This is a genomic window from Nannocystis bainbridge (assembly GCF_028368995.1).
GTDB lineage: Bacteria > Myxococcota_A > Polyangia > Nannocystales > Nannocystaceae > Nannocystis > Nannocystis bainbridge.
In genome coordinates, this window is record NZ_JAQNDL010000001.1 from 2913962 (window position 1) to 2939433 (window position 25472).

Consider the following 25472-nt stretch of genomic DNA (forward strand, 5'->3'; position numbering starts at 1 on the left):
GGGGGCGCCGTGGCGTGCTAACCACGGCCCCATGTCCGGATCTACCCACCGGCCCGACGAGACGCGCCGGGCCCCCGCGCGCGAGGCGATCCTCGCCGCGCACAGCTTCCCCGGCGAGTATACGATCAAGGCCTTCGGCCCAGCCGACGACGCCTTCCGGACCGCCGCGGTCGACAGCGCGCATGGCGTGGTCGGCCCCGCGCGGCTGGCCGTGAGCGAACGAATGACGCGCTCGGGCGACCGCCTCTGTCTCACGTTCATTCTCGCCGCCGAGAGCGTCGAGGAGGTCGAGGAGGTGTACGCCCGACTGTACAGCCTCCCCGCCGTCCTCTTAATCTTTTGAGGCCAGAGTCTCGCTCGCGCCCCTGAATGTCCTCGCGGCGCCGCGGGTCCAAACCCGCGGCTCCCGTCACCCCACCGACCAGTTGCCATGCTTGCACGTCCACTCCAGCTCATCGCCCTAGGCCTCGCGCTCACCTCCGGCCTCGGCGCCAACCTCGGCTGCAAGCCCAAGGCCGTGCGCGGCGGCCCCGGCACCGAGAACCCCAACCTCGACCAGGGCGCGATGAGCACCACGCTCGACCGCAAGGACTTGCAGGATCTGCTGCAGGTCGCGCTCGAGAAGCTGCACGCCTCGCCGTTCTGGGCCCAGGTCTCGAGCTTCCCGGCCCCGGTGGTGGTGGCGATCTGGCCGTTCAAGAACGAGACCTCGGAGCACATCGACGACCAGCTCAACACGCTGCTCGGCGACCTCGAGACCGAGCTCGTCAACAGCGGCGTGGTCCAGGTGGTCAGCCGCGAGCGCCAGGCCGAGATGGCCAGCGAAGCCGCGGTGCAGCAGAACCGCTCGGTCTACGACCCGAACTTCGCCGCCCAGATCTCGCGCCAGATCGGCGCCAAGTACTTCTTCACCGGCAAGGTCGGCAGCGTCGACGAGTTCTTCAACAAGGAGCGCCGGGTCCAGTACACCCTGTTCATCCAGGTGATCGAGGTCGAGACCAGCCTGGTGCGCTTCCAGTACAAGGCCGAGCGCAGCAAGGCGATCGTCCGCTAGGGTGCCATGCCCGCCCCGTCCGCGCGCCTGCGAGCCGGCCTGGCCGCGCTCTCGCTCGGCCTGGCCCTCGGGACAGGTTGTGCGACCTACTCGGACCGCACCCGCGAGGCCCGCGGCGCGGCCCAGCGGGGCGACCTGCCCGGCGCAGAGAAGCAGGTCAACAAGCTGCTCGGCACCCGCAGCAGCAAGGACATGCCGACCAAATGGAAGAAGGACACCGCGCTGGCCCTGCTCGAGCGCGGCATGATCCTCCACGCCAGCGGCGCCTACAAGCTCAGCGCCCGCGACCTCTCGGTCGCCGAGAAGCAGCTCGAGCTCCTCGACATCGCCCGCGACGGCGCCGGCCAGCTCGGCAAGTACGTGTTCTCCGACAGCTCCACCAAGTACAAGGCGCCGCCGTCGGAGAAGCTGGTCCTCAACGCCTACAACCTCCTCAACTACCTGTTGCAGGGCGACCTCTCGGGCGCGCGCGTCGAGGCCAAGCGCTTCACCGTGATGCACGAGTACCTCACCAGCTACGACCAGCGCGGCCGCCCGCGGGGCGACGGCGCGGGCGGCGAGGCCCCGGCGCTGCCCCACGGCGCGTTCGGCAGCTGGCTGGCCGGCTTCGTGTTCGAGCGCCTCGGCGAGCACGAGTCGGCGCTGCGCTACTACGACGAGGCCCTGCAGGCGCGCCCGTTCGCCAGCCTGGTCGGCCCGGTCCAGCGGCTGTCGGCGCTGGCCGGCTACCGCTCGCCCCACATCGATGCTGTCCTCGGGGGCATGTCCTATGAGGCAGCCCAGGCGCCGGCCGAGGTCGTGGTGGTCGTCAGCGTCGGCCGGGCCCCGCTCAAGGAGGCGCGCCACATGCCGATCGGCGCCGCCATCGGCCTGGCCCACGCCTACGTCACCGGCGACAGCCGCGTGCTCGAGCGCAGCGCGCTGAAGATGGTCGTCTACCCCGAGCTGGTGCCGTCGGGCAGCGCGTTCGAGACCGCCGAGCTGCGCGTCGACGGCCAGGCGGTCGGGCTCGAGATCGCCAGCGACATCCAGACCGAGGTCATCACCGAGTACGAGGAGATGAAGCCGAAGATCATCGGCGCCGCGATCTCGCGCCTGATCGTGCGCGCCGCGGTGGCCGAGGGCGCGCGCGCGGCCGGCAACAGCGCGGAGAAGGGCGGCGCGATCATCGGCCTGTTCGCCGCGCTCGCGGCCGAAGGCGCCCTGCTGGCGGCCGATCGCCCTGACACCCGCTCCTGGACGCTCCTGCCCGGCCTCGTCCTGGTCGCGCGCGTCCCCGTCCTGCCCGGCCCGCACGCCGTCAGCGTGATCGCCTCCGGCCGCGGCGGCAGCGAGACCCGCAACTATTCGCTCGACGTGGCCGCCGGCGGCTACGTTGTGCTCGACGTCACCACCCTGCGCTGACCCTCGCTTACGCTGCTCGTCATCCGCCTCGCGCTCCGTCTCTCTCCATACGCAGCCCGCTCGCCCTTCGAGGTGTTCCCATGATCCGTCGTCGCCTTCGTCTCCGCGCCCTGCACTCCTTCCTCTCGGTCGTCGGCGTGTACCTCGGATTGTGCGCCGTCGCGCCGGTCGCCGAGGCCAGCGTGCTCGGCCGCCGCGGCATCGAGATCGAGGGCCCGCAGGACCGCCGCGGCTTCTTCATCGGGCCCGGCATCGGCTTCGGCGCGACGTACTTCGACAGCCCGCTGTTCGCCCGCACCTTCAACGAGGCGACCGCCTTCATCCCCGGCGGCCGCATCGAGCTGGCCCTCGGCGGCGGCGTCGGCAAGCGCCTCACGCTCGGCGTCAACCTCCACCTCGGCACTTACATGTCGAGCCGCTTCGGCCCCAAGGTGTTCTTCGGCGGCGACGTCGAGGCCAACATCTTCATCATCCGCGGCTTCTTCGTCCGCACCGGCCTCGGCATCGGCGGCGTGCCGCAGGGCGACGGCCGCCGCGTCCGCATGGGCGCCGGCGGCGTGGTCGGCCTCGGCTACGAGTTCTGGCTCAACGCCAGCGCAGCCCTCGGCGTGGCCCTGCTCTACGACCTCCGCGCGGTCCCGGGCGACGGCCTGCGTCACACGCCGTACGTCGGCTTGCGCTTCGCCTGGTACTGACGCCCGCATCGGCCAGGCCCGCGCCAAGTTCAGCGCAGCCCTCGAATTCCTTTTTGCGCGCAGGGTTAGAGGCCAAGGCGCTCGTCGGGAGCGGTCCCGGATAATCAGCAATCGTCCCCGAGCCTGTCCCAGGACTTTCTGTGACAGGCCTCGGTTCCGCGCGAAGCGCCCCGGGACCGAACCCTCGTGGACGGCACCGGCCCAGCCGACACTTACCTGGGCGGTGGCGACGTGCTCGTCATCAAGCTGTCCTCGAGCGATGAGAAGGTGTGGAGCCGCATGTTCGGCACGGGCGGGGGCGACGAACCCAAGGGCGTCGCCACCGACGCGTCGAACAACATCTATGTGGTCGGGTACACGTCGGGCAACCTGGGCGGCAACAACGCCGGGATGAATGATTACTTCGTCACCCTGTTCTCGAAGGGCGGGACCAAGCTGTGGAGCCGTCAACGCGGCACGAGCAAATCCGACTACTCGAGCGACATCGCGGTGACCTCGTTCGGCACGCCAGTGATCGCCGGGCAAACCGACGGCTCGTTCGGAACGCCGAACCTCGGCAGCAACGAATGGGTCGAGGCCATGCTGTGCGGGCAGTGAGGTGCTGCGCCGACATCGAACTCGATCACGCCGGCGTCGGCAGCCAGCGCCGCGAGCTGCTCCGTCACCTGGAGGTCGCGGATGAACTGTAGAGGATCGCGGGGCCTCGACTCGGACCTGCCAACCGGCGCCCCTCGACGGCATCGGGGACGCGGTCGTGGGTCGTCGGGAGCATCCGCGAGCTGCTTGGCTGACGACTAACATCGCCGCACATCGGGCCGAGTTCGGATAAGTTCGGGCAAGAGACCAAAGGACACACGACATGGCTGCGACCGTCACGGAGCTCGATGGCCCGCTCAGACAAGAATTCGAGTCGATCCTCTGCTCGCTCTTCGGCGACAACACCGGCGAGTTGCGACAGCACCTGAGCTACGAGCCGCAGGCCTCCAGCCTCGTCACAGAGCTACCCGGTCCGAGTGCCTCGATGAGCGCGCTGGTGCATGCGAGCGTGACACTCTTGCTGTCGCACGGCAGGTTGAGCGAACCAGGCTTCTTCGAGCGCTTGATCGCCCGGAGGCCGCTGCGTGGAGACGAGATCCGGGCGATACGCCAGCGGATCTCGGGTGAAAATTCCTCGCCAGGTGAGGCCGGGCGGACGCACGTCCTGGTGTTTCGCGGTCAGTTCCCGCAACAGCCGACGCTGATCTCGCTCAAAGAGATCCGGGACGCTCTCCGCCCGATCCAGCCGATCGACGAACCAGAGTGGCTCGACTGGCCCCCGCTCGACGCACGGGACCTCACCGCCTGGCGCGCCGGCCTCCGGTCGCTGCATGAACGCGTGGGGCAGTTCATCGATGCCAAGGTGCGCCCTTCGACCGAGGGCAGCGTATCGGTATTTGCGCTCGGGCCGACTCCGTGGTTGATCGCACTCGGAGATCGCCTCGGAGATGCGATTCCGGTCCGAATCTACGGGCGGCTGCGCGAGCCCGAGGGCTGGCACTGGCAGTCGTCCCCTGAATCGGAGACGGCGCTCCGGGTCGAACGGCGCGGCCCGACCACGAAGGTCACGAGCGTCGCGCTGCTCCTCTCGATCAGCGCTCGCATCTCCCGCAAAGAGGTCGACGCCGTGCTACCGAGACCCGGGCGGGCGCTGTTCGAGGTATCGCTCGAGCGTCCGCGGCCTGACGCGATCCGCACCGAGGCGCAACTGAGAGAATTCGCCGAACACGCGCGAACGTTGTTCTACCGGATCTTCTCGGGTCATACGCGCGATCGGCCGATTCACGTGTTCGCGGCTGCGCCGGCGCCGGTCCTGCTCGCGCTCGGGCGAGCGCTGCCCCACCGCGTCGCCCGACAGGTCCACCTCCATGACTATTCGGCGCGGGAGGGGTTCAGCCAGGCGCTGCCGCTCTACGAGACATGAACGGCGGGGCGCACACGGGACAGTGCGGCTGCGAGAAGACTTCACCGGCGTGCTCGAGCCGCTCGACGGGCTCCTCGAAGCGCGGCGAGGTCCGGTAGCCGGCCGTGCGGAACGCGGCGGGGTCGCCCTTCCACGAGCGCAGCAAGGCGCCCCTGTGCTCGCCGGTCATCGCTTGCAAGGCGAGGCGCACCGCCAGCTCGGCGGTGCGCGTGGCGTCGAGCGAGCCGAACGGAGTGAAAGCGTTGCCGCACGCGGCCAGCTCGCGCGTCACCGCCTGGCCAGGGGCCGCGAACGCGGCGCGATTGCACAGGGCCGGGGCGCGCTCCTCTTGTGCGGGGGTGAACAGGCAATCGAGGCAGCCCGCCGGACGCGGCTGCTTCGGTCCGTGCCCGGCGATCAGCGCCGCGTGGCCACCGAGCCCGAGCGGCTCGAGCCAGGTGTAGACGATCGGCGGCGCCTCGGCGGCGTCGAGCGCGATCTCGTTGAGCCAGCGGTCGACGTTGGGATCGCCGGTGGCGGCGACGACGATGTCGAAGTCTGCGAGACGGATCGTGCCGGCCTCGATCGCCTGTTCGATGGCCGCGGCGACCGGCTCGACCGTGAGCGCGGGATAGTGCGTTTTCAGCTCGAAATTCAGCAGGTGGACCTTCGCGGGCGACTTGAGGAACGCCCGCAGGACGTCGCTCGCTAGCGGTTGACCGAGCACGTGGCGGTAGGCGTTCTCGGGACGGAGCTCGTCGGGGTCCACGAGGGTGAGCGCTTGGACGCCGGCGCGCGCGAGCTCGCCGGCGACGTGACCGCCGACGGCGCCGCAGCCGATCAGCAGCGCCCTGGAGCGCCGTACCGCCGCGAGCCCACCGCCGCGGGCGACCAGGTAGTCGAGGTCTTGTCGGAAGACGGTGATCGCCTGCGCTCCTGCGGTGCCCGGACGCCTCGTCAGCGGATGCTCGCCCTCGATACCGAGGTACTCCACGCCGATCAGGCACTGCCCGCCGCGCGGCAACGGGACGCGGACGACGACGAAGCTGCTCGTGCGGGGCTTGCCGCGCAGTTGCATGTGCAGCGACTTGCGCTGCGCGTCGGTCAGGTTCTGCTTGATGAAACGGGTGATCTCCGTGGTTCCCCACTCCGACGGAGTCGAGTCGATCGGCCGCGTCACCTCGTGGAGCGGGACGTAGAGCACCTGCTCGGCGGGCAACCCGGGCAACACGCGGTTCGCCTGTGCGCGATTGTCGAACAGGTGCCACCACTGGGACATGCGGACGCCGCAAACCCACCGGATCTCCTCGCCTGGCGACACCATCGACAGCGCGAGCGCTTGGCCGGGCCAGTACAGCGCCAGCTCCTCGATGAACGCGGCCGAGTTGTCGCCGCGTAGCCCGCTGGCGACGAGCTCCAGCGCCATGCGCAGCGCGTCGGCGACGACCGCGACGGCGTCCCTGCGATCGAGCAGCACGCCGTCGTGCTCCGAGTAGCAGACATACCCGTGCTTGTGGACGTGAGGCAGCCGCGAGTCGAGGTCGAGGACATAGATCCGCGGCAGGACGTTGGGAAAGCGCCGCGGGATGCCGATCCGCACGCGGAGCTCGCGGCCCTCGACGCGGGCTCGGCCCGTGAACGCGCCCGCGAGCCCATTCGCCCAGCTCTGAGCGAGGAGCTCGGGCCCAGCGGGCGCCGCGTCCTCGAGGATGCCCGCGGCGCACAGCTCGGCGAGCAATTCGGTCAGGATGGGTCGCGTCATGCCGCCGACCCAGAGGCGACGATCGCCGAACGCTTGCGCGTGGGTTTGCCTTCCGGACCGGGGAAGTCGTCGCCGAACACGCGGCGCAGGACGTCGCACGCCCCGTCGCGATCTGGGCTCCCCAGCGCGGTCGTCAGCGCTCGCTCGAGGCGCTCGAGCTCCTCACGGAAGATTTCCATCTGGCGCTCGGTCATGCGTTCGAACGGGTCATTGCCGGGAGCGACCGGGAGCTTCGCTTTCAGCCGCCGCTCGGGATACTCATGCATGGCCTTCACCATTGCCAGGAGCGCCGCCGCATCGTCGTAGTGAAACCGCATGTCGACGGGATCCTGGCGACGCTCGACGCGAAACCACTTCAGCGCTGCGGCCGTGAGCGCGATGCCCCTGGGCGCCGCCTCTCCTTCGCTGGAGAAGCGCTCGTCCTTCCAGCGCTTCAGGACACGTACCACCCGACGGAATTGCACCCTGTCTTGATCTTTGAAGCGCCCGTCGATGAAGGCGCCGAGCGCCTGCGGATCCGAGGGCTGCCAGATCCTCATGTCTGGCCGATCGCCGGGCTTGCCGCACGCGATGTGGAGGCGCTCGTGTGCGTCGCGGGCGTAGACCGCGAGGTCGACGTGATACAGTGGTTCGTCTCCGCGCCGGTAAAACACGGTGACGCACGGGCGGCGGAGCCGAACCGAGCTGCCGAGGTCTTCGAGACCCGCGAGCACTCGCTGCTTGAGGGCGACGGGGTCGGGCCATTCGTCGATCGTGGTGTTGAAACGTAGGGCGACGTCGATGTCGTAGTCGCCGCTCAGCGGGTGGACGCCCGTGCGCAGGTCGTAGCTGCCCTGATTGCAGGGGTCAAAGCTCGGGCCGTCGAGCCGCGCGCGGAGGTGCTCGAGGATGACATTACGTCGCTCGCGGAGGACGCCGGTACGGTCCCAGTCGAGCTTGATCGTCTCGTCGAAGGTCGCCAGGTATGGATTGATGTTGGTCATATGCCGTAGTGGGAACAGTTGTGTGTCAGTCGCGCCGCCGATCGATCACCGCGGGAAGCCCGCGTCGTCGCGGGCCAAGATGGGTCGAGCTGGCGGCTCGACCGTAGTCCTGTCGCCGCGAAATTCGGCTCACGACCCTCCGGCCGGCCGACGAGCCCGTCGCCCCCTCGCTCGAGCATCTTGTTGCACTAGCAGGTTGCTGAAAAAGTCCTGGGCGGCCGAGATCGGCATGTCTCTTCGGACAGAACATGGTCAAATTCGGCCACGTGCGGCACTTATCGAAGACGACCGGGTGGCTTGACGAGGCTTCGGCGCGTTTTTCAGCGACCTGCTCGAGATCTCAACCGAGCGCCGAGCAGAGGGTCGACAGGATGCCGGTGCCAACCTCACTATCCCGCTGAAGTTCTACAAGGAAAAGGGCTTGTGTCCCGGCTGTGCCGGTAAAGAGCCGGCCATCCCGCTCAACGAATGGGCCGGTTCGACGACGCTGAAGATCGCCAATGGCGAGTCGACCACGGGCTCCGCGTCTCACACCGTTTCATGCCAGCGGCGCAGTGTTCGGCGCGAAGTAGGCACGAGCATCGTCGATTGCCTGCGCGGCCTGAGCTGTGAGCGTCGGGAAGCGCTCGCGGTAGGCGGCAAGCGCCTCGGCCAGATGGCCCTGGCGGATCAGCGCGACGAGGTCGTCCGGCATGCGTGGGCGGTCACGGTCGCGGCCGTAGAGCGCGTCGTACTCGGCCGTGCGTTCGGCGATCTGTCGGGTCCGCGCGCGGCGGTCGTCTGGCGTGCGACGCTCGTGTTCGACGAGACGCTCGGCGATCTGACGCGCCAGTGAACCGTGGGCGGCGAACGACTCGCGCTTCGCCGGGCTCTGCAGCTCAGGCACGTAGTTGATGTGCTCGATCAGCCGGCAGCTCAGCAGGACCGGCAGCTCGCGGCCGGACTTCGCCAGCTCGATCACGAGCTGCTGCCGACTGTCCGTGTCGTCGAGCTCGTAACCGGTGAAGCGGTCGAGCCGTGCGAGGGCGGCCGGATCTCCACGCAGCGCGTCATCGAGGAGTCGCTGGAGCGCGGGGAGATCGGCGGGCATTGGGGCTGCCTCGGCCTCGGCCCGCAGCCGCCGAGCCTGTAGCGCGGCGGCCTTCACCTGCACCGCCCTGGCGTCCGCGAGCTCCGGCAGCGCGGCGGCGGCGAGCACCAGCACGTCGATCTGTCCGGGGTCGGGTCGGTCGCCCAGGACGTCATGCAGGGCGACGATCGCCGGCGCCGGGGCGGCGTCCCCTGCGGCGACTCGCCGCTCGATCACCGGAATCGCAACCTGCCGATCCAGTGCAGTTGCGACCCCGCGGCGTTGACCGCCCGCCGCTGCGCCGCCACCAGCTCGCGGATCCACGCGGCAAGCCCGGCGAAGTCGCCGACATCGAGCAGCTCGCGCGTGCGTGTGGCGGTGCGTTTCGGGTCGGCGTCGGCCCAGATGTGAGTGAAGCTGCCGGTCGGGTGGCTGTACACCGCTCCGTGGGTCGCGTCGGCGAGCGCCTCCGTCCAACTATCGAATTCATCATATGTGTCGTCGCTCAGCCGGCCATTGGCGTGGATCACCGCGATGACCCGCTCCGCCCACTCGGGTTCGGGCAGTGGATCGTCGGCATCGAGCTCGGCCCACCACAGCGACATGCCACCGAAGGTGCCCGACCGGCGCCGGGCCTCCCACTTGAGCCACTGGGTCCGCTTGCGCAGGAAACGCTCGGGGGACTGCGTGCAGAGGATCGTGAAGCCGATCGACACGAGCGAAAATAACACGGTAGCGAGCTTCACGAAGACCCTGGTCCGTGCCGGCTCCGACCACGCGACGGCGCGGCTCAGCGGCGACGGCGCGGCCTGGCCCCAGCGCACGCCGATCTCGGCGGCCGCTGCCAGCTCGAAGCCGCCGAGCCGGAACACCGGCGCGCCTGAAGGAGCGATCAGTTGCACGACGGCGCCGTCGCTCGCGTGCACGCTCATCGCCGCCTCCACGCGCAGTCCGATGTCGACGCGCAGGTCGGGCGCGAGCGCAAGCGACAGCCCCGGCGTCAGCGACAGCGCGGCGCCCAGCAGCGGCGAGCCGCTCTGCAGGCGCGCCGCCTCGGTCCGCGCGCCGACCCACCACGGCTCGACGAGGAACGCCGCGCGCGTGCGCAGCTCGAAGCGCCCGCGCCGGAGGCTGTGACCGAGCGCGACGGACAGGCGCACGCGCCCGAGTCGCAGCCCATCCGCGCGCGCCCCGAGCCCGCGAGCCTCGAAGCCGACGAGCAAGCCGTTGCGGTGGCGCATCTCGACGCCGACGAAGCCACCGTTGCCGACCGACCCCGCGAGCGCGGCCGGTCGACCGACCCCGAAGGCCGTCACGAGCCCGACGGTCGGCCCGAGCTCGAACCGCGGCGATGCCGGCTCGCTTCGCTCCGCCACGGGACGCGCGACGACCGGCGGAGGAGGAGGCGGGCACACCTGCGGCGTGCTCGTCGGGGCCGGCGATTCCGCCGCCACGAGCTTCGGTTCGGGGGGCGGCTCCGGTTCGGCGGTGCCGTCGGCGATCGCCGCCAGCAGGTGCGAAAGCGAGGTCGCCGCGGCGCGCTCGGGCTCCGCGGCGGTCGCCGACAGGGTCCGCATGAACACCCGCCCGTCGCCGAGCCGCACCGAGATCCGCAGGCCCTCTTCGGCCGCGCGCTCGATGCGGGCGAGCGTGCAACCTGGCCCGCAGGACAGCTCGCCCTCGGTGTCGACGATCAGCCGCACCCCCGAGATGCGCAGTGCGATCGCCTCGTGCAGTGCGCCGGTGTCGAGCCCGGCGCCCGCACGCACGACGAGCTCCTCGGCGACCTCTCTCCTCGTCGACGCGCGCGCGTGCGTCCCCGCGAGCAAGCCCGCGAGGCACACGATCGAGGCATGTACAGCGAGGCGCACGCGCACCGTGCCTGTCCTTCCGGTCAGCCGCCCCAGGAGGTCCCGCCGGTCTCCGCGCCGGAGGAGGTCTCGCCGTAGGTCTCTTCGACGATGCCGGTGGTGGTCGACGGACCCTCGCCGTCGGTCTCCTCGTCGATGCCGGTGGTGCTCGTGGTCGTCATACCCTGGCCGCCGCTCTCCTCGCCGATGAGGGTGGTGCCGGACTCCTCGCCGCTGGTGCCGGAGGTCGTCGTACCCTGGCCGCCGCTCTCCTCGCCGATGAGGGTGGTGCCGGACTCGTCGACGGTGGTGACGAGGGTGGTGGTGCCGGACTCCTCGCCGGTGCTGACGAGGGTGGTGGTGCCCTCCCACCCGCTGCCCGAGGTCGTGCTCGAGACATCCGGCTGTCCGCTGGTCCCCGAGCCGCCTTCGGAGTCGCTCTCGCTCACCGAATCGTCGTCGTCATCGCCGTCGGAGATGTGGATGTTGATCACATCGCAAGCGACAAGACCGTGCGCTACTACCAGCGCCGCGAGGGCGCGAAAGAACGAATTCAACATTGCTGTCCTACTCCTGGCCGCGTTCTCGGCGGCTCGTCCTTGAGTACCGGACGCCGGCGTCGGCATTACAGGCGCCTTCAAAGTTCTTCGCCTCCGCGAGGGCCGCGAGCTTCGCCCGCGTGTGCGCCTTCGGGCCATGTCCCGAGGTACAGGTCCCAGCACGCGCTCGCCTCGCCCTTCGGCGCGCGACGGCACAGACCGACCCGCGCGTCCTCGGCGTAGAGCCCGCGCGGGAAGCGGTCGAGGTAGCGCTGCCACAGCCGCGTCAGCGCCCGCAGATCGTCGGCCTGGCGCGCCAGCACGAACAGGTCGCCGTAGGCCAGCTCGATCGTCGCCGCCGTTGCGTCGCTGCGGACGAGCGCCGACAGCAACGCGCGCGCCTCCTCCGTGTCGCCGCGCCGCCACGCCTCGCGCGCCGCTCGATCGAGGGCGACCCACGCGGCCTCGTCCGTCGTGGTCTCGGTCGGCCGTGGCTCGACGCACCGACGCGGCGTCGCTTCGCGGCGTCGAGTTGGCTCTCCGGCCTCGACCGGGCGTTCATCGTCCGCGAGCGTCGCCGCCGCGGGCGCTTCGGCGGGCACCGGCGCCGCAACCTCGCCGTCCGTCTTGACGGGCATGTCCTTCGAGACATGTCTCGATGAACCAGGCGCCGGCCCGGCGGTCGGGCTGGTCGAGGTCGGCGAGGGCGCGACCAGCGGCGCAGCGATCGCCGTCGCCGAGCCCTCGGTCCTGCGGGCCTGCGTCGCCGCGCCCGCGAACGCGCCCACGAGCAGCAGGCCCGCCGCGGCCGCCATCAGCCAGCCGAACCGTCGCCGCGGCGTCGTCGCGGGCGCCGCGGTCCGGACGTCGTCGTTGGCGAGCGCAGGGGCCCGCCGTGGCCGCGGCAGCGCGACCACCGGGGCGAATCTCGCCGCCTCGGCGACTGCCTCACGGGACAGGTTCGTCGGGTCGATCGCGTGCGCCCGGGCGATCATCGCCGCGAAGTCGCGCTTGCGGCCGCCGCGGTCCGCCTCCGCGCGCACCGCTTCACGCGCGTCGCCGACAAGCTCGTCGAGCGGATCTTCCAGGTGCATCAGCCTGCCTCCTCCGTCTTCGCCGTCAACCATCCGCCGCGGGTCAACGCCTCGCGGACCTTCTCTCGCGCGCGGAACACCCGCACGGCCATGGTGTTCGCCGTCACTCCGGCGCGCGCGGCCGCCTCGACCATCGACAGCTCCTCGAGCTCGCGCAGCACGAACGCTTCGCGCATCGGCTCGCTCAGCTCGGTGAGCGCGGCGTACAGCGCCTGCTTGCGCGCCTGCTGCAGGTGCACGAGCGCCACGTCGGGTCCGACGCGCAGCGCCTCGATGTCCGCCAAACGCCGCTCGGCGCGTCTCTGCGTCTGGCGCTCGCGGATGAAGTTGCGCGCCACATTCAGCGCGATGCCGAAGAGCCACGTCGAGAACGCCGCGCGCCCGTCGAAGCTCGGCAGCACTACCACCGCACGGGCGAAGGTCTCCTGCGTGAGATCCTCGGCCACCGACGCCTCGCCGAGGTAGAAGCACAGCCGCTTGAAGATCCGCTCGTAGTGGCGGTGATACAGATCCGACCACGCGCGCATGTCGCCGCCGCGGACGAGCTCGACGAGTTCGCCGACGCCCTCGCCGGCCGGCGCACGCGCGGCTTCCGGGACACGCGACGCAGGGGACAGGGAGCTCGCGGCCATCGCGTCCCCTCCGTAACGCGAGACGGCCCGGTCATTACATCGAGAAGTTGCCAGCGGCATCTTCGCGTGCTCCCCGCGCCTGCGGGGCCGGCGCCTGCGCCGGCCGTCAAGTTCTGCCCGCGTCGCGGGGAAGCTGGAGCGACGAAACCGGGACGATGGATTGCAAGTCGTCGCGTCGCAATGTCAGCAACACCGACTGGGCCGAGGCGCTGACCATCCACGTCTCACCGCCCGGTCGCGCAAGTCGAGGACCACCACGCCCGGCGGAACGTCAGGGCGGGTCACGGCCAGCCAGGCTTCAACGTCGGCCAGGTCGCTGCCCTTGGGTGCACCCCGCTCTCGGAAGCCCTCGCGGGCCTCGATCGCTTCGGCGCGAGCGCGCGCTCGGTCGGGTGGCGATGAGCGCCCATCCCGACGCATGTTCGCCGCAGCGTGAGCCGCGCGATGCAATGCAGCGAACGGTCCGAGATAGAGCGTCGCCCCGCAATTTCTTGGTCCGCGCCGGCGACTCCACGACCGAGCGACGCGACGATGGCCGACGGGCTGCCTCGCTTCGCCATAGAAGGCTTTTTTATGCGTTCCAAGACTTACAAACTGACCCTTTCCTTCCTGCTGTTCTCCCTCGGCGCCTGCGACGAAAAAGGCGGGACGGAGAGCGACTCCGCCAGCGCCTCCGACTCGGACACCACGACCTCGACCGGCGGTGAGCAGCCGACGAGCGGCGCGACGACGGAGGACCCTACCGGCGGCGAGCCGAGCGAGACCGAGACCACGGGCGCGGCCGATCCCGACATCGCTGGCCTGTGCCAGGCGAGCTGCGAGCACGAGATCGAGTGCGGGGTGGATCTCGAATTATCGGAGTGCGTCGCCGAGTGCGCCGCGAACTTTGAAGACCTGACCGGCGATTGCATCGATACGTTGGCGAGCACGATCCTCTGCGTGAACGGCCTGAGCTGCCAGGATTCTCACGGCTCTCTCGAGGACACCCCTTGCCACGACCTGGCGGTGGCCACGGACATCTGCTTCGGCGAGACGCCCGTCGACCCGGACTGCCTCGGGAGCATCGATTGGGAGGATCCAGGTTGCTCGGTGAACCTCGAGTGCCCCGACGCTCCGACGCAGTCGTTCGTGTGCGACGCCGATGTCTGCAGGTGCCTCGTGGGTGACATGGAGGTCGGCCAGTGCGCGGCCGACAACGTCTGCATCGACGGCGACGTGATCCTCAAGCAGGAGCAGTGCTGCCCGTTCGGGTGAGGCGAATCCTCGGCACCGGCGATCCGGGGGGCTCGACTTCGATGGCGCGCTCGACGCCCATCAGTGTCACTGCTGCGAGGGCGATGCCGGGCGCCCGACCGGGAGGACACTAAGACGAGCAACACTGGGGTAGACTCGAGCGCACGAGGTGCCGCGCCCGCCGCCCGCATCACGCGCAAACGCTCCGTTCCTCGCCCCTCCTCTGTCCCGTTCACGCCGAGCCAGACCCTTCCACCGAGCGCTCTCATGCCCTCCGATCGGCTGTCACGGCTCCGCGCCCACCTCGCCTGCGAAGGCTCTCGCAACATCGTGGAGCGGCAGGGCTGCTTTCATCAGATCCTTCGGCTCTTCAACGAATGGCGGGCCGGGCCCGACCGGGACGAGGCGTTCGCGGAGGCCCGGCGCGAGCTGCATCGGTGGTCCCATCTCTTTCGCGAAGCGCACGCATTGGCCGGCGAGAGCCTCGTCTACGACGAGGCAGCCAGGAGCGTGCGTGACACGCTCGGATTGGTTCGTTCGCTGCGGGTGCGGCGATACGACGACGACGACAGCGCGCCGCCGCTGTCGGCGATTCTGCGCAGCCCGCACGCACGCGAGCTCTCGATGCTCCACGTCAGCGGCACGCCGATCTCGTTCGAAGAGCTGGCGCGTGGACCGGGTGCCGCGCAGCTCGGCGCGCTCGTCCTCAACGGCGCGGTCGCGGGCGATGCACCGTGGGAAGCGCTCGAGCGCTGGCCTGGCCTCGCCACGCTGCAGTTCCTCCAGATCGCTGGCGCTTCGGCCGAGAGCTGTTCGTCGGAGCGTCTGTGGGCGCTGCTCGAGCACGCGCCGGTGTTCGCCAGCCTCCACGTTCAGCCGCTCGACTTCGATCGCTTCATGGACGGCGTCGACGCTCATCCTGCGGTCGCGCATCGGCTGGAGCAGCTCTCGCTCCGGCAATGTCAGCTCCGGGACGACCATCTCCCGCGGCTGATCGCCGCGACCGCGCTCGATCGCCTCGCTACGCTCGACCTGCGCCAGAACAGCCAGATCACTTGCGCTGGCCTGGCCGCGCTGCGAAGGGCGGCTCATTTCAGGCGCGGGACGATCCTCATCGATCGCGACTGCCCCTGACGCCCCGTCGCGGGTGCGCAGCCCCGCGAGCAGCCGCTCCCCGCAAGCGGGGAGCTGAGTCGCCGCGCCATCGGCTGGCCGTCGCGGAGGCGCAGCCCCGCGAGCGACGGCTCCCCGCGAACCGAGAGCACGGTGCCAGGCGCGGCCCGGCCGTGACTCGTGCTCTCGCTCGCTACCGACAACATCACTGGAGCAGCGGCGGCGGCTTGACCGTCTTGGTGTCCGTCAGCGTCTTGAGGTACGCGACGATCGCGGCCTCCTCCGTGAGCGTCAGGCCGAGGTCGCCGATCACGAAGCCGATGGCGAGCGTGCCCTGCTCCTCCGGCTCGGGCCAGCATTTCGCCGCCAGCGCCTCCGCTTCGGTCCAGTCCGTCTTGGCCGGGTCGCACCGCGTGACCCCGAAGGCGGCCGCGGTGGTACCGTCGACGTCCGCGGTGTTGTAGAAGTGGACGAGGCTCTCGAGGCTCTTGAACCATCCGTTGTGGGTGTAGGCCTTGACGAAGCTCTTGGACGGGCGCTTGTCGACGTTGCGCAGGGTCGGGGTCTTGTGCTGCCCGAGCCTCACGGTCGGATCGTCGTCCGGGTCGACGATCACCAGGGGGCGAGCGCCGAGGCCCGGGCTGCCGTCCGGGCCCGGGATCTTGGCATTGCGCGGCACGCCGATGTTGTGGAAGACGGCGTCGGTGTAGAGCTCGTCCGGATCGAGGCCGGCCCGGTTGGGATCGGGGAAGACGGCCAACGGCTCGTTGCTGTGACAGACCGCGCAGCCGGCCCTGCCGTAGAACAGCTCGTGCCCGAGGTTCTCCTGGGCCGTCAGGCCCTTGAGCGGGAACGCCACATTCACGCCTTCCAGCTTGACCTCGGCCGCGAGGGCCTTGTCCCGCTTCGAGCTGAACTGGTTGACCTCGTCCGAGGCTTGCCAGGCCGCGAGCGCCACCGCGATCCGCTTGAAGCTGAGCGCGAAGCCGGCGTTGGTGCAGTCGATCTTCTCGCCCCAGGCCACCCGGTACAGCAATGCGTACACCGACTTCGAGACGTGGGTGCACACCGCCTTCTGGCTGATGTTCTGCTCGAGCGGGTTCGGGAACGGCTGCAGCGCCTGATCGGCCACCGGACCCAGGAAGTCCGCGAACAGGTCCTCGAGGGGGGCGCTGTTCTTGAACACCTCGGCGCCGATATGGGTCGTCGCCCCGCCGAACAGCGGCCCCACGTTGCCCTCGGCGCGGCCGTCCCAGAAGAGGCCGCCGCAGGGCAAGGCGAGCGGACCACACCCGGGCTGCAGCGGGATGTTGCGCGCGTAGGCGTTGCTGGGCGGCCTGATGGTGCCCACCGCGCCCTTGGCCGCGCCCGGGGCCGCCACTTGCGCCTTGTTGATCTTGGTGTCGGGGAAGGTCCAGCCGGCGGCCGGGTCATGGCAGCTGATGCAGCCTTGCTTCTTCGCCGGCACCGAGATCTTGTCGAAGAAGACGAACTTGCCGAGCTGCTTCAGGCTCAGCTCCCGCAAGTTCAAGGAGCGAGCGGTCGGGACCTCGCCGTCGAACAGCAGCTCGAGCGGCACCTCCGGCGTTTCGTCGGCCGCGAACTCGGCGCTGACGCCGGTTTCGGTGACGAGCTCCGGCTCGTCCTCCGGCTGGACGCTGTCACACTGTAAAAAACCTGCGAGCGGGCTCGCCAATAGCGAGCCGATCACGATCCCGTGCATATGAATGGACATACTCGGAACTACCCTCCGTACAACTCTGGCCCGATCTACCGGCTACCCCGACGATGTGGGGAATCCACCTGCCTGGCAAGCCGTGGAGGTGCTGGCTATCACCCGTACAGCCACCCCCCGGCGGCAAGAATCGCCGCAGGACCTCGTTCGCTCCGCCCCATTGCCCGACCGATCGCGGCCGTCGCAAAACTGTGCGCCGACGCGGTCGCGTCCTGTCACGATCGCATGGGCAACGCGCTCTGCCAGGGCTCCGATCGCCGAATCGGCGTTCGTGCGGTCATGCGTGCGTCACAAGATCCGGAGCCGCATGGACACGACGCGAGCACCATCCGCTCGTAGCGTCCGACTCTCAATTGCGGATTGGGTATATCGCGACAACCACGCCGAGCGGCCAGGCACGATTGCCGGCAGCGCACGTGCGAGCCCTGGAGCAGCGGGCTGCGCTCGCTCGGGGCCGTGGATGGTCCGGGGCGGCGCCGCGCGGGCACTCGCACGCTGGCGCGCAGCGCCCACGCTCGCGCCGTGGTGCGTCCAGCCTCACTTCGGGCCGCGGCCAGAGCTCCACCGGTTCAGGGCGCTCTCGGTGGCGTGACCGACGTAAAAGACCCTGTCCGAACGGCGACGAGCTCGGGCGACCTTCGGCGTCGCGGCAGGGCGTCAGGAGGTGGGGCGACGTCGTTCCACGACCGCGCGGTACTCGGCGGTGAGGGTGGCCAGCTCGGCGGCCTTGTCATCGGCAGGGCGGGTGGATGTCGCTCGCTCGGCGTGATCCATCTGCCGGTTCGCGCGGATGATCGCGGTGGTGGCCGGGCGCCGGTCGTTCTCGTACCGCTCCAGAGCAGCGGGCACGTCGCCGCCGCGGGAGAGTTCGGCGGCGAGGGCGGTGGCGTCGAGAATGGCCTGAGAGGCGCCGTTGGCGCCGATCGGGTACATCAGGTGCGCGGCGTCGCCTAACAGGGTGACGCGGCCCTGACCCCAGCGGTCGAGCGGCTCGCGGTCGATCATGGGGTAGCGCAGGATCTGTGCGCTGCGCTCGAAGACGTCGCGCACGTCGAGCCATCCCAGGTCCCAGTGGGCCACGTGGGGCAGGATGTCGGCGAGCTGGCCGGGCACGTCCCAGCCCGCGCTGCTGACCGGCCCCGGCGTGCCGATGCGAGCGAGCAGGACCCAATTGAGCAGCGCCTCGCCACGCGCGGCGTGCCGGGCGGAGATCGGGTACGCGATCAGGCGCGTGGCCCGCTGGTCGTTGGCGAGGATCATCGAGTGGCCGTCGAGGAAACCGCCCATCTCGGTCAGGCCGCGCCACATGACCACCCCGGCTCCGTTGAGCGCTCCGTGTTCGGGGTGGAGGCAGCCACGCACGACCGAATGCAGCCCGTCGGCGCCGATCAGGGCGGCGGCCTCGAACGTGAAGTCGGCGCCGTGGACCCGGTCATGGACGTGCACGCGGACGCCGCCGCCGGTCTGCTGGAGGTCGTGCAGCCGCACCCCGGTGCGAATCGCGTGGTCGCCGAGCCGTTCGCGGACCGCGTTCAGCAGCAGCGTCTGCAGCTCGCCGCGATGGATGGAGTACTGCGGGCACGGATAGCCTGCAGCGATGCCGCGCGGCTCGGTCCACAGGGTGACGCCCGTGTGATCGATGTAGCGGTGTTCGCGGGTGGGGATGCCGGTCGCCGCCATCGCGTCCCCCAGCCCGAGGGCGGTCAGCTCGGCGACCGCGGCCGGCTGGATGTTGATCCCGACACCGAGCGGGCGGAGCTCGACGGCGGCCTCCAGGATGGTCGTGGTAATGCCGCGAGCGTGCAGGGCGAGGGCGGCGGTCAGCCCGCCGATCCCGGCCCCTGCGATCACGATGTCGGCGGTGGTGTCATTGCTCGTGGCGACGGACAGGGCCATGGGTCGTACTCCCGCGAATGGTTCAAGGCTGCAGCCGGGCGCTCTTCCAGCCCCCGGGCGCGAGGTCGAAGCGCAGCCGGCGATGCAGTCGGTTGGAGCTCGACGCCCAGAACTCGAGCGCGAGCGGCTGGAGGGCATAGACCATGAAGCGCTCCGGGCAAGGCAGCGCGCCCAGATCCGCGAGCCGCTGCGCCTCGTCGAGCAGCGCCGCAGACGAGACCAGGGGCTCGCTCTGGCGCGAAGCCGTCGACATCGAGTGCAGCAGGACCGGGCGCCGGTTCCACTCCGTGACGGCGCGTTCCCGCGACAGCGCCACGACCTTGCCGCTCACCGAGAGCTGGCGGCTGAGCTCGCGCCAGTAGAAGTGGCCACACGCGAACGGGACCGCCGTGGCGTCCTCGATCTTGCGGCTGGTGGCATGGGTCGCGAAGACCACGCCGACGTCGGCGAACTCGAGGATGGCCATCACGCGCGACGACATCAGCCCCGAGCCGTTCGCTGTGACGAGCACCATGGCGCGCGGCTCGCAGACCTCCGCCTCGATCGCCTCGCGCAGCCATCGCTGGCCGATCGCGATCGGGTCGTCCGGTGGGTCGTCGTACTCGGGAAAGGCGAGGTCCGCCTCGCCGGTCATGCTTTCGAGTGTGCTGCTCATGAGTGACTCTCAGATGAAGTAACTGCCGACGGCGATTTGATAGCCGTAGCCCCCCGCCTCGAGGCGCGGCCCGTCCCGCTCCGTGCGGGCGGTCGCGTCCATGCGCGATGCTCGGCCCATCTCCACGCCCTGGGTGATCCTGATCTTTTCGCCGAACGCCGCCCGACCGTGCCGCACCAAATGCAGCGCCAGCGGGCCAGCCGCCGAGCCTGTGGCGGCGTCCTCGTTCACGCCGTAAGCGGGCGAGAACATGCGCAGGCGCCAGCCGCCGGCGCCGTCCGGGCAAAAGCACAGGGCCGCCATGTCGAAGTGGCTCGCCAGCCGGTTGAGATCCGGCCGTACCTCGCCGAGCGCGGCGACGTCTCTCACCCCGACGAACACGTGCCGCGGCCCCACGTCATACATCTCGACCGGCGACGTGCTCGCTTCGAGGCCCAAAGCCGCAAGGAGCTCGGGCTCGCGTTCATACCGGGACACGACGGGGCTCGGCTGCTCCATCTGCACGTAGGCAGTGAACGGCCGCGCCTTGACGCGCTCGACGGCGAACCGAAACGTGCCCTTTCGCGTCTCGAATTGCATCTCGTTCAAGCCGCGATCTTCTGCCAGAGCCACGGCGGTGCCGAGCAGCGGATGGCCTGCGAAGCCCAGCTCGTTGACGGGCGTGAAGATCCGGACCTCGAACGTCCCGCCCTTCCGCGGCGCACGGACGAAGGTCGTCTCGGAGAGATGGAGCTCGGCGGCCAGGCTCTGCATGTCCCCGTCGTCCAGATCGTCGCAGGCGAAGAACACCGCGACGGGGTTGCCGGTGAAGCGCTCCTGGCCGAAGGCGTTGACTACGGTGTATCTGTGCATCTTGCTCTCTCCACCAATTCGAAAACGATTCGGTGGTCGGGCGGCCTGCCGATGAGCTCGGCGGAGACGTTGCGCGGCAGGCTCGCCCGGTCCGGCTTCTCGCCGTGCCACAGCATCAGGGCCCCCCAGCGGCGCGTCTCCTCGGAGACGAGCCAGAGCTTCGTCGTAAGGTTCGGGACGCGCTCCCATTCGGCGAACGCCTGCTGAATCACCGGGCTCGCCGCCAATGCGTCGGGATCGGGATCGCCGGCGCCGAGGTCCCACCACGCCAATTCAATCCGCATACCCCAGGCCTCCGACCGAGAACACCGCGTCGCGCAAGATCCGGGGCCCGTCCTTCGTCAGCACCGACTCGGGGTGGAACTGCATGGAGCAGAAGCTCGGCCCCTTCAGCCCATGCACCTGATTCGACACGGGGTCGCGATAGACGTTCACCGCGCCCCACGGGCTGTCGAAGCGGTCGGCCGCGGAGATGGCCGCGAAGGTGTTGTAGAAGCCGGCCGTCTCCAGCTTGCCGAAGATCGAGATCCGCTTCTGGAGGCCCTGGTTCGGCGCGGGGAGCCGCTGGATCGGCAGCCCCAGCAACGAGCTCAGCATCTGGTGCCCGAGGCAGATCGCGAGGAACGGCCGGGCCGCCTCCATCGCGGCCAGCATCAAGCGCCGGCTGGCCGCGACCCGCGGGTCCGTCAGCTTGCACGGGTCGCCGGGGCCCGGCCCGACGACCAGCAGCTCGGAGTCGCGGACCTCGCCGATGGTGGCGTACGACTCGACCCTCACGTCCAGGCCGAGCTCGCGCAGCAGATACTGCAGCATCGAGGTGAACGCGTCCTCGTTGTCGAGGATGGCGATGGCGGTCGCCTCGCCGCGACGCGAGACCGGCCGACGGGCGCATGCTTGCTCGCCGAGCCAGAAGCTCGAGAGGCGCCCGCTCCACCTGCCGAGCGACTGCGCGACCGCGTCCTTCTTCGTCAGGTCGGCGAGCGAGCCGCCGCCGATGGCATTTTGCAGCGCGGCCGCTTTGGCCGCGGTCTCTTTCGTCTCGGACTGCGGGTCCGACTCGCGGACCAGGGTCGCGCCGACGCCGATCGCCAGCTTGCCGTCGTTCTCGATCTCGGCCGTGCGGATCAGGATCGCCGAGTCGAGCCGCGGGCCTGCCTCGTCCTCCTCGACGATAGCCGCGAGCCCGCTGTAGTACGAGCGCCCGCAGGTCTCGTAGCGGGCGATCACGCGGGTCGCGTTCTCCAGCGGGCTGCCGACGACGGTCGGCGCGAACATCGAGCGCTTCAGGATCTCGGCCACGGGCAGCTCGGTGGTGCCTTCGATGCGATAGCCGACGTGAGCCAGTCGCGACATCTGGATCAGGTAGGGCCCGTACGCGCGGACGTCCGCGCTGCAGATGTCGGTCATCATCTTCAGCTCTTCGTCGAGGACCATCGACAGCTCGTCCTCCTCCTTCCCGTTCTGCAGGAACTCGAGCACGCCCTCCTGCGTCGGGCCGAGCGCGGGGAACCTGTAGGTGCCGCTGATCGGGGTCATGGTGACGTTCTTCGCCTGGAGCTTGATGTGCAGCTCGGGCGAGGCGCCGACGAACGTGATGCCGCGCATGCGGATGAAGAACGTCCAGTACGCGCCGCGCTCCTGGCGGAGGAGGTTGCGGAAGATCATCAGCCCGACGCGGTCGTCGTAGGCGTCGAGGCCGCCGACGAGCGTGCGCTTGATGACGAAGTTCGACCCTTCGCCGGTGCCGATCTCCTGGCGGATGACGCGGTCGACGATGTCCGCGTAGGCGGCGTCGTCCGGCGTGAATGCGCAGTCGCGCAGATGGACCTGAGCCTCGGGCAGCGCCGCCAGTGCCGCCTCGAGCGGCAGGGTCTGATACTCGTCGACGCAGAGCGCCAGCGTCGGCTTGTGGTCGTCCTTGACCGTGAAGCCGCGCTCGGCGATCTGGCGGTAGGGCGCGACGACGAGCGTCCCCCAGCGGCCCTTCGCGCGCTGTTCGGCCTGGATCTGGCTCAGGTCGTCGAACGCGGCCAGGATGCGCTCGGTCCCCGCCATCACCTCGATCGTCGGCGCGCCGAACCGGTCGGGGCGAAAGACCAGCGCGTAAGCGTCGAGTTGCCCCGCGAGGGCTCGTTGCAGGATCGTCATTGTTTGCACACCTCGCTCACGGGCAGGACCTTCGCGCAGCATTCAGCCGCGTAGCTCAACGCTTGCGCGTGCTTCTGCTTCGAGAAGTCGGCGATCGCGTCCTGGACCAGGAAGACCTGGATGTCGCGCGAGTAGGCGTCGATGGCGCTGGCCAGCACGCCGATGTGGGCGTAGACGCCGCAGATGATGATCTGGTCGCGGGCGTGCTCGCGGAACCCCTCGTCGAGCGCCGTGGCGTAGAACGCACTGTATCGCCACTTCGCCAGCACCGGGTCCTGGGGCCGCGGCGCAATCTCCTCGGGGATCGCGGTGTGGGTGGCCGCGCTGCTCATCCCCTTGCCCCAGATGTCGTAGAGGAGGCCGCGCTCCTTCGGCGACATGTCGCCGCGCTGCGCCGTGTAGAAGATCGGGACGTCGTGCGCGCGAGCGTGCTCGACGAGCTTCCTGCAGCCCTCGACCAGGCTCCGGCGCACCGCCGGCGGCAGCAGGTCGAGGAAGTAATTTTGCATGTCGTGGACGAGCAGGAGGCTGCGGCGGTCGTCCTGGGCCCACGCGACGATGTTCGCGGCGCTGAGCTCGGGCGCGTGCAGCTCGTAGTCCTCGATGCGAGGGAAGACCATGTCGTTCATAGCGGGAGCCCCTTGCGGACGATCTGCGGGACCGGGAGGCCCAGCGCCTTGAACTGCTGGACCGGGTTCATGAACTCGCGCTGGAGCGCGATCTTGCCGGCCTCGAACCTGAAGTAGTGAATGAAGTGGTTCTCGTAGTGGCCCTCGGGGTAGCCGTCGAAGCGGATGGCGCCCCTGCCGTCGCACTCGACCCAGAACACGTTCGGGTCCTGGGTGTCGAAGATCGTGACGTCGTACCACTGCCAGTCCGGGAAGCACTTCAGCGACCACACGGCGTGCGCGGCGAGGCGGTCCTTGCCGCGGATCATGATCGGCTCGCCGGTATCGCTGGTCCACAGGCCGCCGCAGCCGTCCGCGGTGAACAGCTCGTGGCGCTGCAGGCGGGCCTGCCCGCGGGTCTCCATGTACTGCCGCACGATCTGGCGATTGGACTGGCGCACTTCGGTGTCGGACATGGTGCTCATTGGGCAATTCCTTTCGAGAGGCGCTCGTGAATTTCATTCACGAGAGGAACTGGGCGCTGGCCCTCGACGCGTAGCATGACGCGGGTCCGGCAGCGCGACAGCCGGCGAGCTCCGGCGGGTGATGCTATCCACACGAGGTAACGGCGCTGAAATCAGTCCTATGATTCGCGGACGGCGGCGCCGTCACGGGCAATGCACCGACGACGCCGATGCATCGTGCCGCCAGCGCCTCAATGGCGCATGCGACGGGCGATCAGCATCGCCAGCTCGAGCGCCTGCTCGTAATTGAGCCGCGGGTCGACGAAGGAGCGGTAGGCCCGCGCGAGGTCTGCTTCGGACAGGTTGCGGGCGCCGCCCATGCACTCGGTGACGTTCTCGCCGGTCAGCTCGACGTGGACCCCGCCGAGGTAGGTCCCGGCGCGCTGGTGAATGTCGAAGGCTTGCTCGACTTCGCTGAGGATGTGTTCGAACTTCCGGGTCTTGAACCTCTCGCCGATGCGCTCGGTGTTGCCGTGCATGGGATCGCAGACCCAGAGCACGCGGCGACGCGCCCGCTCGACCGCCTGCACGAGCGGCGGCAGCCCGCGGGCGATGCCGCGGGCCCCGAAGCGGTGGATGAGCGTCAGGCGACCGGGCTCGTTGCTCGGGTCGAGCACGGCGGCGAGCTCGAGCAGCGCCTCGGGCGACGTGCCCGGGCCCACCTTCACCGCGATCGGGTTGGCGATGCCGCGGAAGTACTCGACGTGGGCGCCGTCGAGCTGCGAGGTGCGCATGCCGATCCATGGCAGGTGGGTCGAGAGGTTGTACCAGCCGTCGCGCTGCGGCACCTGCCGCGTCTGCGCCTGCTCGTAGCGCAGGTGCAGCCCCTCGTGCGAGGTGAAGAAATCGACGCGGGTCGTCTGCCCGACCCGCTCGCCGGACAGCGTCTCCATGAAGCGCAGCGAGTCGCCGATCGACTCCGCGAGTCGCTGGTACTCGGCGGCGAACGGCGAGTGCCGCACCCACTCGAGGTCCCAGTATTCGGGATGATGAAGGTCGGCGAAGCCGCCGTCGATGAGCGCGCGGATGAAGTTGAGCGTGAGCGCGGCGCGCTCGTAGCCCCGCAGCAGGCGCTCGGGGTCGGGGGTGCGCTCCGCAGGCTCGAAGGCGACGCCGTTGATGAGGTCACCGCGGTAGACCGGCAGCGTGACGCCGTCGCGCGCCTCCACCTGCTCGCTGCGCGGCTTCGCGTACTGTCCGGCGAAGCGCCCGACGCGGATCACCCGCTTCTCGGCGCCGTGCACCAGCAAGAGGCTCATCTGCAAGAGGATCTTCAGCTTGCCCGCGATGACCTCGGCATCGCACTCCGCGAACTGCTCGGCGCAGTCTCCACCCTGGAGGAGGAAGCGGTCGCCGCGGGCGGCCTCGGCGAGCTGGCTGCGCAGCGCTTCGATCTCGCCGGAGGTGACGAGCGGCGGCAGCCGGCCGAGCTGGCGCAGCACCGCCTCGAGCGCCGCGGCCGAGGGGTACTCGGGCTGCTGGAGCGCCAGCCGGGACTGCCATGAGGTCGGGGACCAGCCGTCGATCCCGGCGGGCGCGGCTTCGGACGATCGGGCGGACAATGGTGGCATTGAGATCACGGGAAACTCCTAGCAGGCCCGACCAGGGTAGCGCCCCATCGCCGTCTCGCCTCGGCGTTACAGGCGCGTGCGGATGACGGGCGGCCGTCGTCACAGTCCTCGGGCAC

At 69.8% G+C, this 25472-nt stretch carries 24 protein-coding genes; 8 read left to right on the forward strand and 16 right to left on the reverse strand.

Annotated features, from left to right (window positions below; genetic code table 11):
• Positions 1 to 31: 31 nt before the first annotated feature.
• The 6 genes from POL25_RS11360 (at position 32) to POL25_RS11385 (ending at position 5113) form a co-directional block, all read left to right on the forward strand.
• On the forward strand, positions 32 to 343 hold the full coding sequence (locus POL25_RS11360; RefSeq protein ID WP_272085982.1) for a DUF493 family protein: 312 nt from the start codon (positions 32 to 34) through the stop codon (positions 341 to 343).
• Between the two features lie 87 nt (positions 344 to 430).
• Positions 431 to 1054 (forward strand): LpoB-related protein, encoded by a 624-nt coding sequence (locus POL25_RS11365; protein ID WP_272085983.1) that lies wholly within the window; start codon positions 431 to 433, stop codon positions 1052 to 1054.
• Between the two features lie 6 nt (positions 1055 to 1060).
• Positions 1061 to 2458, forward strand: a complete 1398-nt coding sequence (locus POL25_RS11370) for a COG3014 family protein (RefSeq protein ID WP_272085984.1) — start codon at positions 1061 to 1063, stop codon at positions 2456 to 2458.
• Positions 2459 to 2538: 80 nt separating this feature from the next.
• On the forward strand, positions 2539 to 3153 hold the full coding sequence (locus POL25_RS11375; RefSeq protein WP_272085985.1) for a hypothetical protein: 615 nt from the start codon (positions 2539 to 2541) through the stop codon (positions 3151 to 3153).
• 186 nt (positions 3154 to 3339) lie between these two features.
• The gene (locus tag POL25_RS11380; protein ID WP_272085986.1) at positions 3340 to 3750 is read left to right on the forward strand and encodes an SBBP repeat-containing protein; all 411 of its coding nucleotides are present in this window, start codon (positions 3340 to 3342) and stop codon (positions 3748 to 3750) included.
• A gap of 262 nt (positions 3751 to 4012) precedes the next feature.
• On the forward strand, positions 4013 to 5113 hold the full coding sequence (locus tag POL25_RS11385) for an SAVED domain-containing protein (protein ID WP_272085987.1): 1101 nt from the start codon (positions 4013 to 4015) through the stop codon (positions 5111 to 5113).
• Here the strand turns inward: POL25_RS11385 and POL25_RS11390 are convergent.
• The 7 genes from POL25_RS11390 to POL25_RS11420 form a co-directional block, all read right to left on the reverse strand.
• A complete protein-coding gene (locus POL25_RS11390; RefSeq protein ID WP_272085988.1) occupies positions 5082 to 6854 on the reverse strand; it encodes a ThiF family adenylyltransferase in 1773 nt (590 codons plus the stop codon). The two genes, POL25_RS11385 and POL25_RS11390, sit on opposite strands and share 32 nt — an antisense overlap.
• On the reverse strand, positions 6851 to 7837 hold the full coding sequence (locus POL25_RS11395; RefSeq protein WP_272085989.1) for a cyclic GMP-AMP synthase DncV-like nucleotidyltransferase: 987 nt from the start codon (positions 7835 to 7837) through the stop codon (positions 6851 to 6853). Before POL25_RS11395 ends, POL25_RS11390 begins: the two co-directional genes overlap by 4 nt.
• 538 nt (positions 7838 to 8375) lie before the next feature.
• On the reverse strand, positions 8376 to 9143 hold the full coding sequence (locus POL25_RS11400; protein ID WP_272085990.1) for a hypothetical protein: 768 nt from the start codon (positions 9141 to 9143) through the stop codon (positions 8376 to 8378).
• Positions 9140 to 10783 (reverse strand): hypothetical protein, encoded by a 1644-nt coding sequence (locus POL25_RS11405; RefSeq protein ID WP_272085991.1) that lies wholly within the window; start codon positions 10781 to 10783, stop codon positions 9140 to 9142. The genes POL25_RS11400 and POL25_RS11405 overlap by 4 nt, the downstream gene beginning before the upstream one ends.
• Before the next feature lie 17 nt (positions 10784 to 10800).
• The gene (locus POL25_RS11410) at positions 10801 to 11316 is read right to left on the reverse strand and encodes a hypothetical protein (RefSeq protein ID WP_272085992.1); all 516 of its coding nucleotides are present in this window, start codon (positions 11314 to 11316) and stop codon (positions 10801 to 10803) included.
• Between the two features lie 77 nt (positions 11317 to 11393).
• Positions 11394 to 12389: a hypothetical protein gene (locus POL25_RS11415; protein ID WP_272085993.1), complete on the reverse strand. Its 996-nt coding sequence runs from the start codon at positions 12387 to 12389 to the stop codon at positions 11394 to 11396.
• Positions 12389 to 13021, reverse strand: a complete 633-nt coding sequence (locus tag POL25_RS11420) for an RNA polymerase sigma factor (RefSeq protein ID WP_272085994.1) — start codon at positions 13019 to 13021, stop codon at positions 12389 to 12391. Before POL25_RS11420 ends, POL25_RS11415 begins: the two co-directional genes overlap by 1 nt.
• A gap of 573 nt (positions 13022 to 13594) precedes the next feature.
• Here POL25_RS11420 and POL25_RS11425 point away from each other — a divergent pair.
• Together POL25_RS11425 and POL25_RS11430 are read left to right on the forward strand one after the other, a co-directional pair.
• Complete coding sequence (locus POL25_RS11425) at positions 13595 to 14275, forward strand: hypothetical protein (protein ID WP_272085995.1); 681 nt, start codon at positions 13595 to 13597, stop codon at positions 14273 to 14275.
• A 246-nt stretch (positions 14276 to 14521) separates the two neighbouring features.
• Complete coding sequence (locus tag POL25_RS11430) at positions 14522 to 15388, forward strand: hypothetical protein (protein ID WP_272085996.1); 867 nt, start codon at positions 14522 to 14524, stop codon at positions 15386 to 15388.
• A 184-nt stretch (positions 15389 to 15572) separates the two neighbouring features.
• Here POL25_RS11430 and POL25_RS11435 read toward each other — a convergent pair whose 3' ends face one another.
• The 9 genes from POL25_RS11435 to POL25_RS11475 all read right to left on the reverse strand — a co-directional run bounded on the left by POL25_RS11435 (position 15573) and on the right by POL25_RS11475 (position 25356).
• Entirely contained in the window at positions 15573 to 17102 is a 1530-nt protein-coding gene (locus POL25_RS11435; protein ID WP_272085997.1) for a cytochrome-c peroxidase, read from the reverse strand.
• A gap of 657 nt (positions 17103 to 17759) precedes the next feature.
• Positions 17760 to 18998, reverse strand: coding sequence for an FAD-dependent monooxygenase (locus POL25_RS11440; protein WP_272085998.1), 1239 nt, complete (start codon positions 18996 to 18998; stop codon positions 17760 to 17762).
• 22 nt (positions 18999 to 19020) lie between these two features.
• Entirely contained in the window at positions 19021 to 19632 is a 612-nt protein-coding gene (locus POL25_RS11445; protein ID WP_272085999.1) for a pyridoxal 5'-phosphate synthase, read from the reverse strand.
• Between the two features lie 30 nt (positions 19633 to 19662).
• Positions 19663 to 20505: a PhzF family phenazine biosynthesis protein gene (locus POL25_RS11450; protein ID WP_272087249.1), complete on the reverse strand. Its 843-nt coding sequence runs from the start codon at positions 20503 to 20505 to the stop codon at positions 19663 to 19665.
• Positions 20487 to 20789: a hypothetical protein gene (locus POL25_RS11455; RefSeq protein ID WP_272087263.1), complete on the reverse strand. Its 303-nt coding sequence runs from the start codon at positions 20787 to 20789 to the stop codon at positions 20487 to 20489. The genes POL25_RS11450 and POL25_RS11455 overlap by 19 nt, the downstream gene beginning before the upstream one ends.
• Entirely contained in the window at positions 20779 to 22653 is a 1875-nt protein-coding gene (locus tag POL25_RS11460) for an anthranilate synthase family protein (RefSeq protein WP_272086000.1), read from the reverse strand. The genes POL25_RS11455 and POL25_RS11460 overlap by 11 nt, the downstream gene beginning before the upstream one ends.
• Positions 22650 to 23273 (reverse strand): isochorismatase family protein, encoded by a 624-nt coding sequence (locus POL25_RS11465; RefSeq protein ID WP_272086001.1) that lies wholly within the window; start codon positions 23271 to 23273, stop codon positions 22650 to 22652. The genes POL25_RS11460 and POL25_RS11465 overlap by 4 nt, the downstream gene beginning before the upstream one ends.
• Positions 23274 to 23278: 5 nt before the next feature.
• Positions 23279 to 23737 (reverse strand): PhzA/PhzB family protein, encoded by a 459-nt coding sequence (locus POL25_RS11470; protein WP_272086002.1) that lies wholly within the window; start codon positions 23735 to 23737, stop codon positions 23279 to 23281.
• Positions 23738 to 23976: 239 nt separating this feature from the next.
• A complete protein-coding gene (locus POL25_RS11475; RefSeq protein ID WP_272087250.1) occupies positions 23977 to 25356 on the reverse strand; it encodes a class II 3-deoxy-7-phosphoheptulonate synthase in 1380 nt (459 codons plus the stop codon).
• Between the last annotated feature and the right edge of the window lie 116 nt (positions 25357 to 25472).